This window comes from Streptomyces sp. NPDC050287 (genome assembly GCF_044459385.1).
Classification (GTDB): Bacteria; Actinomycetota; Actinomycetes; order Streptomycetales; family Streptomycetaceae; genus Streptomyces.
In genome coordinates this window covers 646,635-660,961 of the sequence record NZ_JBITIY010000001.1, presented here as the reverse complement: position 1 = coordinate 660,961, position 14,327 = coordinate 646,635, and the positions used below count along the sequence as shown (strand labels likewise).

Here is a 14,327-nt window from a genome sequence, read left to right as displayed (position 1 = left end):
ATCCGAGTGTTGTGTACGTGCCAATCGCAGGTCGTCCCCGGCCACTCGAATGTCCCCTGGAACCATTCGTCAGGGGAGGACCGGATGACACCCGCAGCACGCCCGTCCCAGCACGCCCCCGAACTCCGCGCCGCCGCATGCCATCTGAACCGCCGTCGGTTCCTGACCGTCACCTCGGCCGCCGCGGCGCTCGCCTTCGCGACCAATCTGCCGTCGGCCGGCGTCGCCGCCGCCGCCGAACTCGACGCGGCGCGGATCACCGAGAACCCCTTCACCCTCGGCGTCGCCTCCGGCGACCCGCTGCCGACGTCCGTGCTCCTGTGGACCCGGCTGGCTCCCGCGCCGTACCAGCCCGACAGCGGCCTGCCCGCCGAACGGGTCACGGTCCGCTGGGAGTTGGCCCACGACGACCGGTTCCGCCGGATCGTCAGACGCGGCACCGTCACCGCGCACCCCGAGTTCCACCACGCCGTGCACGTCGAGGTGAGCCACCTCGACCCCGGCCGGGTCTTCCACTACCGCTTCCGGGTGGGGAGCTGGGTCAGCGACACCGGCCGCACCCGCACCGCGCCCGCGCCCGGTGAGCGGGCGTCCGCCCTCACCCTCGCCGCCGTCTCCTGCCAGGCGTACCACGACGGCTACTACACCCCGTACGCCCATCTCGCCCAGGACGACGTCGACATCGTCTTCCACCTCGGCGACTACCTGTACGAGTACGCGGTCGACGCGGTCGGCGGCCGGCGGAACTACACCGACCGCACGCTCCCCGCCGTCTTCAACCGGGAGACCGTCACGCTGGAGGACTACCGCCTGCGGTACGCCCTGTTCAAGTCCGACCCCGACCTGCGCGCCGCCCACGCCGCGCACCCCTTCGTCGTCACCTGGGACGACCACGAGACCGAGAACAACTACGCCGACGACATCCCGGAGAACAGCGTCCCGCCGGAGGAGTTCCTGCTGCGCCGCGCCGCCGCCTACCGCGCCTACTGGGAGAACCAGCCGCTGCGCCGCTCCCAGCAGCCCGCCGGCCCCGACATGCGGCTCTACCGGCGCCTCCACTGGGGCAGGCTCGCCCAGTTCGACGTGCTCGACACCCGTCAGTACCGCTCCGACCAGGCCTACGGCGACGGCGCGCACGTCCCCGGCCCCGAGTCCGACGACCCGGCGCGCACGATGACCGGCGAGACGCAGGAGCGGTGGCTTCTCGACGGCTGGCGTGCCTCCCGGGCGCTGTGGAACGTCGTACCGCAGCAGGTCATGTTCTCCCAGCGGAACGTCGACCTGACCACGCCGTCGCGGGTGTCGATGGACGCCTGGGACGGCTACCGGGCCTCGCGCCGGCGCGTCCTCGACGGAGCGAAGGCGGCCGGCGTCGAGAACCTGATGGTGCTCAGCGGGGACGTCCACTCGGCGTACGCCTTCGACATCAAGGACGACTTCGACGACCGGGGCTCCGCGACCGTCGGCACGGAGATCGTGGCGACCTCGATCTCCAGCGGCCGGGACGGCGCCGACAAGCCCACGACCTGGGACACCTACATGACCGCCAACCCGCACCTGAAGTTCTTCAACGGACGGCGCGGCTATGTGACGGTCACGCTGGGCCGGGAGCGGGCGCGGGCCGACTTCAAGACGGTGCCGTACGTGCTCACGCCCGGGGCGCCGGTCACGACGGCCGCGTCCTTCGTGACGGAGGAGGGGGACCCGGGGCTCAAGCCGGCGTGACGCTCGGGTACACCTGGGGCTCAGGCCGGCGTGACGCTCGGGTGCACGTGGGGCTCACGCCGGCGTGACGCTCGGGTGCACCTGCGGCTCAGGCCGGCGTGAGTTCCGTCTCATCGGTCTCATCCGTCTCACCGGTCTCGCCGGGGTAGCGGACGCCGACACGGTCCCGGATCGCGTCGAGCGTCCGCATCACGGCGAGGGTGCCGTCGAGCGGGACCAGCGGGGACTCGGTCTCGCCCGCGCGCAGCGCCCGCATCACCTCCAGGGCCTCGTGCTTCAGGCCGGCCTGGGTTCCGTCCTCCGGGCCGGCCGTGAACTCCTCGGGCTCGCGGCCGTCGCGGTGCAGCACGAACCGGTCGGTGTGGAAGAAGCCGTACGGGATGTCGATACGGCCCTGCGAACCGGTCACGGACGCCGTGGTGGCCGTACCGCCGATGAGGGAGCAGTGCACCGAGGCGAGCGCGCCGCTCTCCCAGGACAGCAGCGCGCCCGTCTGGAGGTCGACGCCCTCCTCGGAGAGCACCGCCCGCGCCGCGATGTCCGAGGGCTCCCCGAGCAGCAGATGCGCGAACGACACCGGGTACACACCGAGGTCGAGCAGCGCGCCCCCGCCCTGCAGCGGGTCACGCAGCCGGTGCGAGGGCGGGAAGGGCCCGGCAAGCCCGAAGTCGGCGTGCACACTGCGTACGTCGCCGATCGCACCGTCCCGCACCAGGCCGGCCAGGCGCCGGATCAGCGGGTTGCAGTACATCCACATGGCCTCCATCAGGAAGCTCCCGCGCTCCTTCGCCAGCGCGACCAGCTCCTCGGCCTCCCGCGCGTTCAGCGTGAACGCCTTCTCGCACAGCACGTTCCGCCCGGCCTCCAGGCACAGGCCGGCCGCCGCCCGGTGCGCCGAGTGCGGGGTGGCGACGTACACGACATCAACGCCCTCGTCCCGCGCGAGCGAGTTCCAGTCGCCGTAGGCCCGCGGGATCCCGAACCGCTCCGCGAAGCCCTGCGCCGACTCCTGGCTCCGCGAGGCCACCGCGACGACCTCCGCGTCCGGCAGATCGACCAGGTCCGCGGTGAACGCCGCCGCGATTCCGCCGGTCGCCAGGATCCCCCAGCGCACCCTCTGCTCCGTCATCCCGGCCCTGCCCCTCGCTCACGTGACCCTAGGCACTCTGTACGAGCTGAGAGCATAGGTGGCGGATCGTTCGGACAGGGAGGGGCACATGCCCGAGCAGAGGGCATCGACGTCACCGACGTCATCGACGACGTCATCGGCGGAATCGGCGGAATCGGCGGAATCGGCGGAATCGGCGGAAGCACAGTCGTCCACGTCAACCACGTCAACCACGTCATCCACACCGGCGGCACCGGCGACGGCACCGGCGGTCACCCGCGCGCTGCGCCGCACCGGCGTGCTGGTCACGCTGATCCTCGGCGGTCTCACCGCCACGCCCCCGCTGGCGATGGACATGTACCTCCCCTCCCTCCCGGAGGTCACCAGGTCCCTGCACGCCCCCGCCGCGACCGTCCAGTTGACCCTCACCGCCTGCCTCGCCGGCATGGCGCTCGGACAGCTGGTGGTCGGCCCGATGAGCGACAAGTGGGGCCGCAGGAGGCCCCTGCTCATCGGCCTCGCCGTCTACGTCATCGCCACCGTCCTGTGCGCCCTGGCTCCCACGATCGAGGTCCTGGTCGCCTTCCGGCTGGTCCAGGGACTCGCGGGCGCGGCCGGGATAGTGATCGCGCGGGCCGTCGTCCGCGACCTCTACGACGGCGTGGCCATGGCCCGCTTCTTCTCCACGCTCATGCTGATCTCCGGGGTCGCCCCGATCGTCGCGCCGCTCATCGGCGGGCAGATCCTGCGCGTCACGGACTGGCGGGGCGTGTTCGTCGTACTGACGGTGGTCGGGGTGCTGCTGGCGGGCGTCGTCTGGGCGAAGCTCCCCGAGACCCTCGCACCCGCCGACCGCCATTCCGGCGGGGTCGGCGAGGCGCTGCGCTCGATGCGGGCCCTGCTCGCCGACGGCCGCTTCTCCGGTTACATGCTCGCGGGCGGCTTCACCTTCGCCGCGCTCTTCGCCTACATCTCCGCCTCCCCGTTCGTGATCCAGGAGATCTACGGCGCCTCCCCGCAGACGTTCAGCCTGCTGTTCGGGCTCAACTCGGTCGGCCTGGTGATCGTCGGCCAGATCAACGGCAAGATGCTGGTCGGGCGGGTGAGCCTGGACCGCGTGCTGGCCGTGGGCCTGGCGATCGTCATCGCCGCCGCGACCGCGCTGCTGCTGATGTCCCTGGGTGTCTTCGGCGAGGTCGGCCTCGCCCCCGTGGCCGCCGCGCTGTTCGTCCTGATGTCGGCGATGGGCGTCACCCTGCCCAACACCCAGGCGCTCGCCCTCATGCGGGTCAAGCACGCCGCGGGCTCCGCGTCCGCCCTGCTCGGTACGTCGTCCTTCCTCATCGGCGCGATCGCCTCACCGCTGGTCGGCATCGCCGGGGAGCACACCGCCGTCCCGATGGCCGTCGTCCAACTGGCCGCCGCAGTGGTGGCACTGGCCTGCTTCATGGGAATGTGCCGTCCCGGGAACAGACGTGCGGCCGCGAAGGGAGAAGAGAGCTGAGCGCGCCGAGACTGCGCCACGACACACCGGAACGGGCCGGACTCGACCCGGGGGAACTGCGACACCTGGTCGAGGAGGTCCACGACCTCACCACCGCCGATCGACCCTGGGCGGCGGGCGCCGTGGTGGTCGCCGGGCGCGGCCCGGTGATCGCCGTGGAGGAGGCGGCGGGCTGGGCCGTCCGCTACGCGTCCTACGACCCCGAGACGGACACGGGCGTGGAACTCCCCCCGGACGCCCGCGTCCCCATGACCGTCGACACCCCCTTCGACCTGGCCTCGCTCACCAAGCTGTTCACCGCGGTCGCCGCCGTGCAGCAGCTGGAACGCGGCAGGCTCGGCATCGACGCCCGGGTCGGCGCGTACCTGCCGGACTTCCGCGCGGTCGCCGAGCACGGCATCACCGTGCGGGAGCTGCTCACCCACACCTCAGGGCTGCGCCCCGACCTCCCGCTGTACGCCTGCGCCGACGACGAGGAACGCCTGGCGATGCTCCGGGCGGAGCCCCCGATCGGCGTCCCCGGCACCTATACCTACTCCGACCTCAACCTGCTCCTCCTGCAGCACGTCCTGGAACGCGTCACCGACCGCCCCCTCGACGTCCTCGTCCACGAGGGCATCACCCGCCCCCTCGGCATGACGGCCACCCGCTTCGGCCCGTGCCCAGACGCGGCGGCCACGGAGGACCAGCGGCGGCCCTGGGCCAAGGCGGACCGGGGGATGCTGCGCGGTGAGGTCCACGACGAGAACGCCTGGGCGCTGGGCGGCGTGGCCGGCCACGCGGGCCTGTTCTCGACCGGCCGTGACCTGGCGGTGTTCTGCCGCACCCTCCTGACCGGCGGCTCCCACGGCCCCGCCCGCATCCTCGGCCCCGACTTCGTCGACCTCCTCCTGACCCCACCGGGCCTCGGCTTCGCCCTCGACCAACCGTGGTTCATGGGCGAACTGGCAGGCACCGGAGCGGCGGGCCACACCGGCTTCACGGGCACGTCCTTGGTCCTCGACCGGGCGACGGACACCTTCCTGCTACTCCTGGCCAACACAGTCCACCCACGAAGACGCCCGGCGGACAACCGCCCCCGGGCAGCGGCGGCAACACGGGTGGCCAGGGCGGTGCGAGGGGCTTGAGGGGTCCGCGTGAGCGCACCGTGCCCGTCCCCGCGAGGTCCGCGTCGGCCTGCGGCGCCACGGTCCTGCGAGGTCCGCGGCAGCGCACCGGTCCGCCTCTGCGAAGCGCACCGCATCCGTCCCGCGAGGTCCGCATCGGCGTAGAGCGCCCTGCCCCGCGAGGCTCGCGGCAGCGCACCGCGTCCGTCCCGCGAGGCTCGCGGCAGCGCACCCCATCGCGCCGCGCCCATAGAATCACCGGGTGAGCGCCCCCGTATCCCCGGCCGATACCCTCCGTACGGCCCTGACCAGCCTCCTCGACGGCCTTCCGGCCCGGCAGGCAGCGCAAGCCGTCGAACGGCTGATCGCCAACTACCGGGGTGCCACCCCCACCCACACCCCCATCCTCCGCGACCGCGCCGACGTGGCCGCGTACGCCGCCTACCGCATGCCCGCGACCTTCGAGGCCGTCCACGCCGCGCTGGAGGCGTTCGCGGACGCCGTACCCGGCTGGGCCCCCGCCGGCCACACCGACGTCGGCGGCGGCACCGGCGCGGCGACCTGGGCGGTCACGGCGACCTGGGACGGCGAACGCCCCGTCACCGTCCTCGACTGGGCCGAGCCCGCGCTCACCCTCGGCCGGGACATCGCCACCGCCAACCCGGCCCTGCGCACCGCACGTTGGCAGCGCGCGAAGATCGGCTCGGCACTCACCCTCGACCCCACCGACCTCGTCACCGTCTCCTACGTCCTCAACGAGCTCACCGCCCCGGACCGCGCCGCCCTCGTCGACGCGGCGGCCGCCGCCGCCCAGGCCGTGGTGATCGTCGAGCCCGGCACCCCCGACGGCTACGCCCGCGTCATCGAGGCCCGCGACCGCCTGATCGCCGCCGGCTTCCAGGTCGCCGCCCCCTGCCCGCACAGCGCGGCCTGTCCCATCGTCCCCGGCGAGGACTGGTGCCACTTCGCGGCCCGGGTCAGCCGCTCCTCCCTGCACCGGCAGGTCAAGGGCGGCTCCCTCGCCTACGAGGACGAGAAGTTCAGCTACGTCGCCGCCGCCCGCTTCCCGGTCGTCCCGGCCCCCGCACGCGTCGTACGCAAGCCCCAGATCCGCAAGGGCCAGGTGCTCCTGGACCTCTGCGAGACCGAACCGTCCCTGCGCCGCACCACGGTCAGCAAACGCCACGGTGCCCTGTACAAGGAGGCGCGGGACGCGGACTGGGGGGACGCCTGGCCTCCCCCCGCCGACGAGCCTCTCGCGACCTGACCCCAGCCTCCGCCCCACCAGCCGCCGCCGGCGAGACGCCTCGTCTCATCCCCTTGGTACCGTCGCCCCATGCCCAAGCCGCACGCCCCGGACAAGCCCGCGCCCCACGCCGCCCGCCGCAGCGAGAAGTCCCGCCGTGCCATCTACGACGCCGCGCTCGCCCTGGTCGCGGAGGTCGGCTACCCCCGCACCACCATCGAGGGCATCGCCGCCCGCGCCGGTGTCGGCAAGCAGACGATCTACCGCTGGTGGTCCTCGAAGGCGGACGTCCTGCTGGAGGCGTTCCTCGACCTGAGCGACCAGGCGTCACGGGAGGCGGGCGCGCAGGACGCGTACGTCATCCCGGACACCGGTGACCTCGCCGCCGACCTCAAGGCCGTGCTGCGGCTCACCGTCGACCAGCTCAAGGACCCCCGTTTCGAGGCCCCGTCCCGTGCCCTGGCCGCCGAGGGCGTGGTCGACGAGCAACTCGGCCGGACCTTCATGACCAAGCTCCTCGAACCGTCGCTCCAGCTGTACGTCGACCGGGTGCGCGCCGCGCAGGAGGCGGGCCAGGTCCGCCGGGACATCGACCCCCGTATCGCCCTCGAACTCTGGGTCTCCCCGCTCGCCCAGCGCTGGCTCCAGCACACCGGCCCGATCTCCTACGAGTACACGGACACCCTCGTCGACTACGCCCTCCACGGCATCGCCACGCGTTGACCGCACCCCGAACTCCCGGCTCCCGCCCCCCGAAGCACGCGAAAGTGGGACCATGGGGCATGCTGTTCCGCACGACAGCGAGGCGAGGGGATAGATGAGCGCGGAGTTCGGCGGCCGTACCGGCCGGCAGGGCAAACTCTCCCAGTGGCTGCGAGGACGCCGCCCGAAGGAGGCCGCCGGGGACGACGCCGGCCGTGAGGCCCTGTTGCTCGCCGCCGCCGCGGCGGGCCTGCCGCTCGCCCCCGCCGCCCACCCCGCCCCGGGCTACCGCTGTTCCTGCGACCGCGTCGGCTGTCCCACCCCCGCCCGGCACCCGGTGTCGTTCGCCTGGCAGACCCAGTCGACCACCGACCGCGCGCAGATCGAGCGCTGGGCCCGCCATCAGCCGCAGGCCAACTTCATCACCGCGACCGGCATGGTGCACGACGTCCTCGACGTACCGCTGGAGGCCGGCCTGGAGGCGCTGGAGCGGCTGCTCGACTCCGGCATCGACGTCGGCCCGGTCGCCGAGAGCGACGACGGCCGCCTCCTCTTCTTCACCCTCACCCGCGGCACCCCCGAGGACGAGGACGAGTGGTGGCCCTGCGAACTGGACTGCCACCCCGAGACGATGGACGAGCACCCGGGCTTGCGCTGGCACTGCCGCGGCTCCTACGTCCTGGTGCCGCCCGCCCGCCTCCCCGGCGACCAGCGGGTGCACTGGATCCGCGGCCCCGAGCACCCGCTGCCCGACCCGCTGACCCTCCTGGAAGTCCTCACCGACGCCTGCGCCCGCCACATCGGCGAGCAGTCCGACCACGACACGAGCGGGGCCTGGCCCCTGCGCCACTGAGCCCCGACCCGGTAGTCGGCCTCCTTCGACCTACGACCCCTGCGCCGACGTCAGCCCCTGGATCCGCCCCAGCACCGTCACCTTCTCGTCGCCCGAGCCCGTCCCCTTGGCCGGGTCCAGGGCCACCTCGTTGGAGACGAACTCCATGGTGAGCGACTGCTTGATCTCGCCCTTCGTCAGGGCGAGCACGTCGTCGGTGGGCGTGGGGATCGAGGCACCCGGGTAGGCCGTCTGCTTCTCGTAGTGGTGCGTGGAGAAGAACACCAGCGCCCCGCCGTCCGCCGTCCGCAGCGCCAGCGGCGCGTAGTCACCGCTGGTCAGCGGTTCGTCGATGTACTGGCTGGCCAGACCCGGCCGCTTGGCGTCCTTCTCGCGCTGGGCACGCCACTGACTGGTGTGCGCGCCGGCCGCGAACGCGTTCTGGCCGCTCTTCAGGTACGTCGTGTAGTCCTTGCTCAAGTCCGCGGGGCTGATGGCCAGTTCGGCCGAGTTCGCCTCGACCGCCTCGGCCCAGCCGTCCGCGTCCTTCTTGAACTCCGGCACCTTCCCGGGCGCCACCAACGTCAGATAGGCCGCCTGCCACGGCTCGTCGAGGCCGCCCCGGGTGAACACCAGCAGCCAGCGCGCGCTGCCGCCCTTGTTGCCGGCCGCGTCGACGACGAACCAGCGCGGCCAGCCCGCCTTCTTGGGGATGGTGTACTTCGCGTCCGACAGCTCCAGCGGACTGTGCGCCGGGTTGCCGTCCGGGTGGTTGGTGGCGCCTGCCTTCAGCCGGGCCGCGTCGATGGCGGAAAGGGCACCGGTGACATGGCCGGCGTCCAGCGAACTGTCGTACGCCTTGTCGGCCGCGTTGTACGCGCTTGTGAACTGCTGGAGTGCCTTGGCGGCTTCCGCCTTGGTGGTCGCGGGCAGCACCTCCCGCTCGCCGTGGACCACCACGCACCCGCTCGCCGTCAAGGACAAAGCGGTCAGCGAGGCCGCTATCAGTGCGCTCCGGTCAAGCCTGCGGAGCCTTCGAGGGCCGCGTTCCCTGCTCATCAGGTCCCTTCACCTTCCCCTTCCCGGAGGCGAACCCTACCGGGGCGAGGAAAACCGCGAGCGTCGGGACCAGGTACAGCAGCCACACCGTGACCTGGAGAACCGTCGGATCGGGCTGGAAGTTGAAGACGCCCTTGAGGAGGGTGCCGTACCAACTGTCCGGCGGGACGGTGTCGCTGATGTCGAAGGCCCGGTCGCTCAGGCCCGGCAGCCAGTCGGCCTCCTGGAGGTCGTGGAAGCCGTACGCCAGCACACCCGCGGCCACGACGACCAGCATGCCGCCGGTCCAGGTGAAGAACTTGGCCAGGTTGATGCGCAACGCGCCCCGGTAGAACAGCCAGCCGAGGAACACCGCGGTGGCCAGGCCCAGGGCGACGCCGATCAGCGGGCGCGGGGTGCCGTCGCCGGCCGCGTGCACCGACGCCCACACGAACAGGGCGGTCTCCAGGCCCTCTCGGCCCACCGCGAGGAACGCGGTGGCGACCAGGGCGGCGGTGCCCATCTGCAGGGCCGCGTCCAGCTTGCCGTGCAGCTCGGACTTCAGGTGCCGGGCGGTGCGCCGCATCCAGAACACCATCCAGGTCACCAGACCCACCGCGAGGATCGACAGCGAACCGCCGAGCGCCTCCTGCGCCTCGAACGTCAGCTCCTGCGAGCCGAATTCGAGGGCGCTGCCGAATCCGAGCGCCAGGGCGACCGCGACGCCGATGCCGATCCAGATCGGCCTGAGGGCGTCCCGGCGGCCCGTCTTGACCAGATACGCGATCAGGATGCAGACGACGAGGCTGGCCTCCAGCCCCTCACGCAGACCGATCAGATAGTTGGAGAACACGGGTCACGCCTCCCCGGAGAACAGCGTGCTGCCCCACCAGTCGTCCGTGTCCCGGACGCCGGGCGGGACCGCGAACACCGCCGAACCCACGTGCTGGATGTACTCGTTGAGCGCGTCCGTGGCCAGGTTGCGCTGGATCTGGATGAAGCCCTTGCGGACGTCCCGCTGGTAGGCGAGGAAGAACAGCCCCGCGTCCAGCCGGCCCAGGCCGTCCGTGCCGTCGGTGAAGGAGTAGCCGCGGCGCAGGATCGTCGCCCCGTGGTTGGACGCCGGGTGCGCGAGCCGTACGTGCGCGTCGGGCTTCATCGCCTTCAGGAACGGCTCGTCACGCTCCTTGGCCTTGCCGACCGGGGCGCCCTCGCCCTTGTCGCGGCCGAAGACGTCCTCCTGCTCCTGCAGCGAGGTGCGGTCCCAGGTCTCGATGTGCATCCGGATCCGGCGGGCGACGAGGTACGACCCGCCGGTCATCCACGCGGGACCGTCCTTCTCGTCCACCCACACGAACTTCTTCAGCCGGTCCGTCTCCGTCCCGGCGATGTTGCGGGTCCCGTCCTTGAAGCCCATCAGGTTGCGCGGGGTCTGCGCGTCCGGCGTGGTCGACGAGGTCTTGCCGAAGCCGAGCTGCGACCAGCGGATGACGACCTTGCCCATGCCGATCCGGGCCAGGTTGCGGATCGCGTGCACGGCGACCTGCGGGTCGTCCGCGCAGGCCTGGACGCACAGGTCGCCGCCGCTGCGGTTCCTGTCGAGGTTGTCGCCGGCGAACTGGGGGAGGTCGACGAGAGCCTCGGGCCGCCGGTCCGCGAGGTCGAACTTCCCGAACAGCGACGGTCCGAAGCCGAGAGTGAGGGTCAGCCGTGAGGGCTTCAGCCCCAGCGCCTCGCCGGTGTCGTCCGGCGGCGCCTCGGCGAGCCCGCCGTACGCCCCCTCGCCGACCGCCTGCCCGGCGGTCATCTTCCGCGCGGCATCGGTCCAGTCCTTGAGCATCTGCACGAACTCGGCGCGGTCCTCCGTCGTCACGTCGAACGTGGCGAAGTGCAGCCGGTCCTGCACCGGTGTGGCGATACCGGCCTGGTGGGCGCCGTGGAAGGCGACCGCGGCGCCGGTCTCGGCGGCGGCCGGGTCCACATCCTCGCCGGCGCGGGTCATCGCCACCGTGCCGCCGGCCGCGACGGCACCGAGCGCGAGCCCGGCACCGCCCCAGCCGATCAGCGCACGCCGGGAGGGCGCGACGGTTTCCGGGGTGTTGTCCGTCATGGCGGTGTCCTCAGCCCTGCTTGGCGGTGGCGACGGCGGCGGCGAGCTTGGACAGCGGCTCCGCGAGCGCGTTGACCCCGTCCGACAGCTTCTTCTGGTCGCCCTCGCCGACCTTGTCGTACGAGACGAAGTCGTACGACGACTTGTCGGCGCGGTAGGTGTCCAGCAGCGTGTTCAGCGCCGCGAACTGCTTGTCCAGCTCGGTGACCAGCGCGGGGTCGTTCTCCTTGGCGACCGGCTTCAGCAGCTCGTACGACTCCTGGGCGCCCTCGACATTGGCCTTGAAGTCGACGAGGTCGGTGTGCGAGTAGCGCTCCTCCTCGCCCGTGACCTTGCCGGTGGCGACCTCGTCGAGCAGCTCCTTGGCACCGTTGGCCATGGAGGTCGGGGTGATGTCGGCCGTGCCGACCCGCTTCTGCCAGTCCTTCAGGTCGGTGATCAACTGGCCGGCGAGGGTCTTCTCCTCGGCGCCGATCTTCTTGTCCTGCCAGAGGGCCTTCTCCAGCCGGTGCCAGCCGGTCCACTTCTGTCCGCTCTCCAGGCCGTCGGCGCGGACGTCGACCTTCGGGTCGATGTCGCCGAAGGACTCCGCGACCGGCTCGGTGCGCTCCCAGCCGATACGGGAGGGCGCGTAGGCCTTCTTGGCGGCCGCTATGTCGCCGTCCTTGACCGCCGCGGCGAACGCCTCGGCCTTGGGCAGCGTCGCGTCGGCCTGCTCCTGCACGTACTTGCGGTAGGCCGCGACGGCCTTGTCCAGGCGCGGGTCACGCTTGAGGGCGGTGCCGCCGGTGGCCTTGACGTCCTGGCGGATGCCGTCGCCCTTCATGCCGGGCTTGCAGGCGATCCGGTAGTCGCCCGCCTTCACCTCGGCGGTGACCTTCTGCTTGGTGCCGGGTCCGATGTTCTCCCGCTCGGTGACGATCCGGTCGTCCGGGAAGAGGACATAGACCTCGGTGACCTTGGAACCCTTGTTCTCGATGGCGAGTTCGAGGTGGCCGGCCGGGAACTCCTTCTTCGACACCTCGCACTTGTCGTCCGTCGCCGTCACGTTGATGACCCGGTCGCCGTCCGCCGAACCGCCCTTCTCGGTGCACCCCGTGACGGCGGCGAGCGCCGCCGCGGTGGCGGCGGCGGTGAGAGCGGAGAATCTGACGGCTCGCATGCAGGCTCCAAGGAGTGACCGAAAACTACGCGTGACGAGCCTCACATAAGGCGAGGCTCGCCTAACTTACCTAAGGTTTTCCTTAGTCGCGCCCGTCCAATCGGTGATTCAGCTCTCATGAACGGTGTATGAGCACGAACCGATCACGGCGACCCAAAAGGGACCCCATGGAATGGTCAAGCATAGGTCAAGCGTCCCGGCGTGCGCTCCCACCGGGCACAATGCCCGCGTGACTGACTACGACGTACTCCGCGTCTTCTGCGGAGCGAGGGGCGGATACGGCAACGAACTCGGCGTCGTCCGCGAGGGTTCCGTCATGCCCGACCCGGCCGAGCGGCAGGCGTTCGCCGGGAAACTCGGCTTCAGCGAGACCGTGTTCGTGGACGACCCCGAACGCGGGGTCATCGACATCTACACCCCCACCCTGCGGCTGCCCTTCGCAGGCCACCCCTGCGTCGGCACGGCCTGGCTCCTCGACGTACCCGAACTGATCACCCCGGCCGGAGTCGTCGGCGCGCGCCTGGACGGCGAGTTCAGCTGGATCGAGGCGCGGGCGGAGTGGGCGCCGCCGCGCACGCTGCGCCAGTACGCCACGGCCGCCGAGGTCGACGACCTGCCCGTCCCGCCGCCGGGGGAGTGGATCTACGCCTGGGCCTGGGAGGACGAGTCCGCCGGCCGCGTCCGGGCCCGGGCCTTCCCCGGCCGCGACGACGGCATCGAGGAGGACGAGGCGACCGGCGCGGCGGCCCTCCTCCTCACCGACCGACTGGGCCGCGCCCTCAACATCACCCAGGGCGCGGGCTCCCAGATCCTCACGGCCCCGCAGCCGGGAGGCTGGGTGGAGGTCGGCGGACGGGTGTTCCTGGAGCGCTGACAGCCCATGCGTGCAACGGCCCCCACGACAGCCCCTAGGGCAGGGTGAGAATCTCCGCCCCCGACTCCGTCACCACCAGCGTGTGCTCGAACTGGGCGGTCCGCTTGCGGTCCTTGGTCACGACCGTCCAGCCGTCGTCCCACATGTCGTACTCGTGGGTCCCGAGCGTCAGCATCGGCTCGATCGTGAACGTCATCCCGGGCCGGATGACGGTCGTCGCGTGCGGACTGTCGTAGTGCGGGATGATCAGCCCGGAGTGGAACGACGAGTTGATGCCGTGGCCGGTGAAGTCCCGCACCACTCCGTACCCGAACCGCTTCGCGTACGACTCGATGACCCGGCCGATGATGTTGATCTGCCGGCCCGGCCGGACCGCCTTGATCGCGCGGTCGAGGGACTCCCGGGTCCGCTCCACCAGCAGCCGGCTCTCCTCGTCGACGTCCCCGACCAGGTACGTCGCGTTGTTGTCGCCGTGCACCCCGCCGATGTACGCGGTGACGTCCAGGTTGACGATGTCGCCGTCCCGCAGCACCGTCGAGTCGGGAATCCCGTGGCAGATGACCTCGTTGACCGACGTGCACAGGGACTTGGGGAAGCCGCGGTAGCCCAGTGTGGACGGGTAGGCGCCGTGGTCGCACATGTACTCGTGCGCCACCTTGTCCAGCTCGTCGGTCGTGACCCCGGGCGCGATCAGCTTCGCGGCCTCCTCCATCGCCCGCGCCGCGATCCGGCCCGCGACACGCATAGCCTCGATCGTCTCGGGCGTCTGCACCTCCGGTCCGGTGTACGGCGTCGGCGCCGGCTTGCCGACGTACTCGGGACGGCGGATGTTTCCGGGTACGGAACGGGTGGGAGACAGCTCCCCTGGTACGAGCAGCGACTGGCCAGACATGCCAGCGAGTCTAACCAGCGGACGTGGG

General features: G+C 71.6%; 14 protein-coding genes. 7 read left to right on the top strand and 7 right to left on the bottom strand.

All coding sequences use genetic code 11. The annotated features are described in order from the left end of the window. Positions 1-84: 84 nt before the first annotated feature. The gene (locus ACIBK3_RS02970; RefSeq protein WP_399361220.1) at positions 85-1,725 is read left to right on the top strand and encodes an alkaline phosphatase D family protein; all 1,641 of its coding nucleotides are present in this window, start codon (positions 85-87) and stop codon (positions 1,723-1,725) included. 88 nt (positions 1,726-1,813) lie between these two features. Here the strand turns inward: ACIBK3_RS02970 and ACIBK3_RS02965 are convergent, their stop codons facing one another. Together ACIBK3_RS02965 and ACIBK3_RS02960 are read right to left on the bottom strand one after the other, a co-directional pair. Next, entirely contained in the window at positions 1,814-2,854 is a 1,041-nt protein-coding gene (locus ACIBK3_RS02965; RefSeq protein ID WP_399361218.1) for a Gfo/Idh/MocA family protein, read from the bottom strand. Between the two features lie 18 nt (positions 2,855-2,872). Further along, on the bottom strand, positions 2,873-3,142 hold the full coding sequence (locus ACIBK3_RS02960) for a hypothetical protein (protein WP_399362131.1): 270 nt from the start codon (positions 3,140-3,142) through the stop codon (positions 2,873-2,875). Here ACIBK3_RS02960 and ACIBK3_RS02955 point away from each other — a divergent pair. The 5 genes from ACIBK3_RS02955 to ACIBK3_RS02935 all read left to right on the top strand — a co-directional run bounded on the left by ACIBK3_RS02955 (position 3,117) and on the right by ACIBK3_RS02935 (position 8,244). After that, a complete protein-coding gene (locus tag ACIBK3_RS02955) occupies positions 3,117-4,337 on the top strand; it encodes a multidrug effflux MFS transporter (protein ID WP_399362089.1) in 1,221 nt (406 codons plus the stop codon). The two genes, ACIBK3_RS02960 and ACIBK3_RS02955, sit on opposite strands and share 26 nt — an antisense overlap. Further along, the gene (locus tag ACIBK3_RS02950) at positions 4,289-5,464 is read left to right on the top strand and encodes a serine hydrolase domain-containing protein (protein WP_399361215.1); all 1,176 of its coding nucleotides are present in this window, start codon (positions 4,289-4,291) and stop codon (positions 5,462-5,464) included. The genes ACIBK3_RS02955 and ACIBK3_RS02950 overlap by 49 nt, the downstream gene beginning before the upstream one ends. 241 nt (positions 5,465-5,705) lie before the next feature. Next, positions 5,706-6,710 (top strand): small ribosomal subunit Rsm22 family protein, encoded by a 1,005-nt coding sequence (locus tag ACIBK3_RS02945; protein ID WP_399361213.1) that lies wholly within the window; start codon positions 5,706-5,708, stop codon positions 6,708-6,710. 69 nt (positions 6,711-6,779) lie between these two features. Beyond that, the gene (locus ACIBK3_RS02940) at positions 6,780-7,412 is read left to right on the top strand and encodes a TetR/AcrR family transcriptional regulator (protein WP_399361211.1); all 633 of its coding nucleotides are present in this window, start codon (positions 6,780-6,782) and stop codon (positions 7,410-7,412) included. Between the two features lie 94 nt (positions 7,413-7,506). After that, positions 7,507-8,244: a bifunctional DNA primase/polymerase gene (locus ACIBK3_RS02935; protein ID WP_399361209.1), complete on the top strand. Its 738-nt coding sequence runs from the start codon at positions 7,507-7,509 to the stop codon at positions 8,242-8,244. 30 nt (positions 8,245-8,274) lie between these two features. Here the strand turns inward: ACIBK3_RS02935 and ACIBK3_RS02930 are convergent, their stop codons facing one another. From ACIBK3_RS02930 to efeO, 4 genes are read right to left on the bottom strand one after another with little or no spacing between them, the layout of a single operon-like run. Next, the gene (locus ACIBK3_RS02930) at positions 8,275-9,282 is read right to left on the bottom strand and encodes a hypothetical protein (protein WP_399361207.1); all 1,008 of its coding nucleotides are present in this window, start codon (positions 9,280-9,282) and stop codon (positions 8,275-8,277) included. Then, entirely contained in the window at positions 9,242-10,114 is an 873-nt protein-coding gene (gene efeU, locus ACIBK3_RS02925; protein WP_399361205.1) for an iron uptake transporter permease EfeU, read from the bottom strand. The genes ACIBK3_RS02930 and efeU overlap by 41 nt, the downstream gene beginning before the upstream one ends. A 3-nt stretch (positions 10,115-10,117) precedes the next feature. Further along, positions 10,118-11,371, bottom strand: coding sequence for an iron uptake transporter deferrochelatase/peroxidase subunit (efeB, locus tag ACIBK3_RS02920; protein WP_399361202.1), 1,254 nt, complete (start codon positions 11,369-11,371; stop codon positions 10,118-10,120). Between the two features lie 10 nt (positions 11,372-11,381). Continuing rightward, positions 11,382-12,533, bottom strand: a complete 1,152-nt coding sequence (gene efeO / locus ACIBK3_RS02915; RefSeq protein WP_399361199.1) for an iron uptake system protein EfeO — start codon at positions 12,531-12,533, stop codon at positions 11,382-11,384. 229 nt (positions 12,534-12,762) lie between these two features. Here efeO and ACIBK3_RS02910 point away from each other — a divergent pair, with 229 nt between their 5' ends. Next, positions 12,763-13,407: a PhzF family phenazine biosynthesis protein gene (locus ACIBK3_RS02910; RefSeq protein WP_399361197.1), complete on the top strand. Its 645-nt coding sequence runs from the start codon at positions 12,763-12,765 to the stop codon at positions 13,405-13,407. 34 nt (positions 13,408-13,441) lie between these two features. Here the strand turns inward: ACIBK3_RS02910 and map are convergent, their stop codons facing one another. Then, positions 13,442-14,299, bottom strand: coding sequence for a type I methionyl aminopeptidase (gene map / locus ACIBK3_RS02905; RefSeq protein ID WP_399361195.1), 858 nt, complete (start codon positions 14,297-14,299; stop codon positions 13,442-13,444). Positions 14,300-14,327: the final 28 nt, after the last annotated feature.

Excerpts from the sequence above, each read along its gene's own strand:
- ACIBK3_RS02970 (WP_399361220.1), top strand. The coding sequence starts at position 85 with ATGACACCCGCAGCACGCCCGTCCCAGCACGCCCCCGAACTCCGCGCC.
- ACIBK3_RS02965 (WP_399361218.1), bottom strand. The coding sequence starts at position 2,854 with ATGACGGAGCAGAGGGTGCGCTGGGGGATCCTGGCGACCGGCGGAATC.
- ACIBK3_RS02940 (WP_399361211.1), top strand. The coding sequence starts at position 6,780 with ATGCCCAAGCCGCACGCCCCGGACAAGCCCGCGCCCCACGCCGCCCGC.
- ACIBK3_RS02935 (WP_399361209.1), top strand. The coding sequence starts at position 7,507 with ATGAGCGCGGAGTTCGGCGGCCGTACCGGCCGGCAGGGCAAACTCTCC.
- ACIBK3_RS02930 (WP_399361207.1), bottom strand. The coding sequence starts at position 9,282 with ATGAGCAGGGAACGCGGCCCTCGAAGGCTCCGCAGGCTTGACCGGAGC.
- efeB (WP_399361202.1), bottom strand. The coding sequence starts at position 11,371 with ATGACGGACAACACCCCGGAAACCGTCGCGCCCTCCCGGCGTGCGCTG.
- efeO (WP_399361199.1), bottom strand. The coding sequence starts at position 12,533 with ATGCGAGCCGTCAGATTCTCCGCTCTCACCGCCGCCGCCACCGCGGCG.
- map (WP_399361195.1), bottom strand. The coding sequence starts at position 14,299 with ATGTCTGGCCAGTCGCTGCTCGTACCAGGGGAGCTGTCTCCCACCCGT.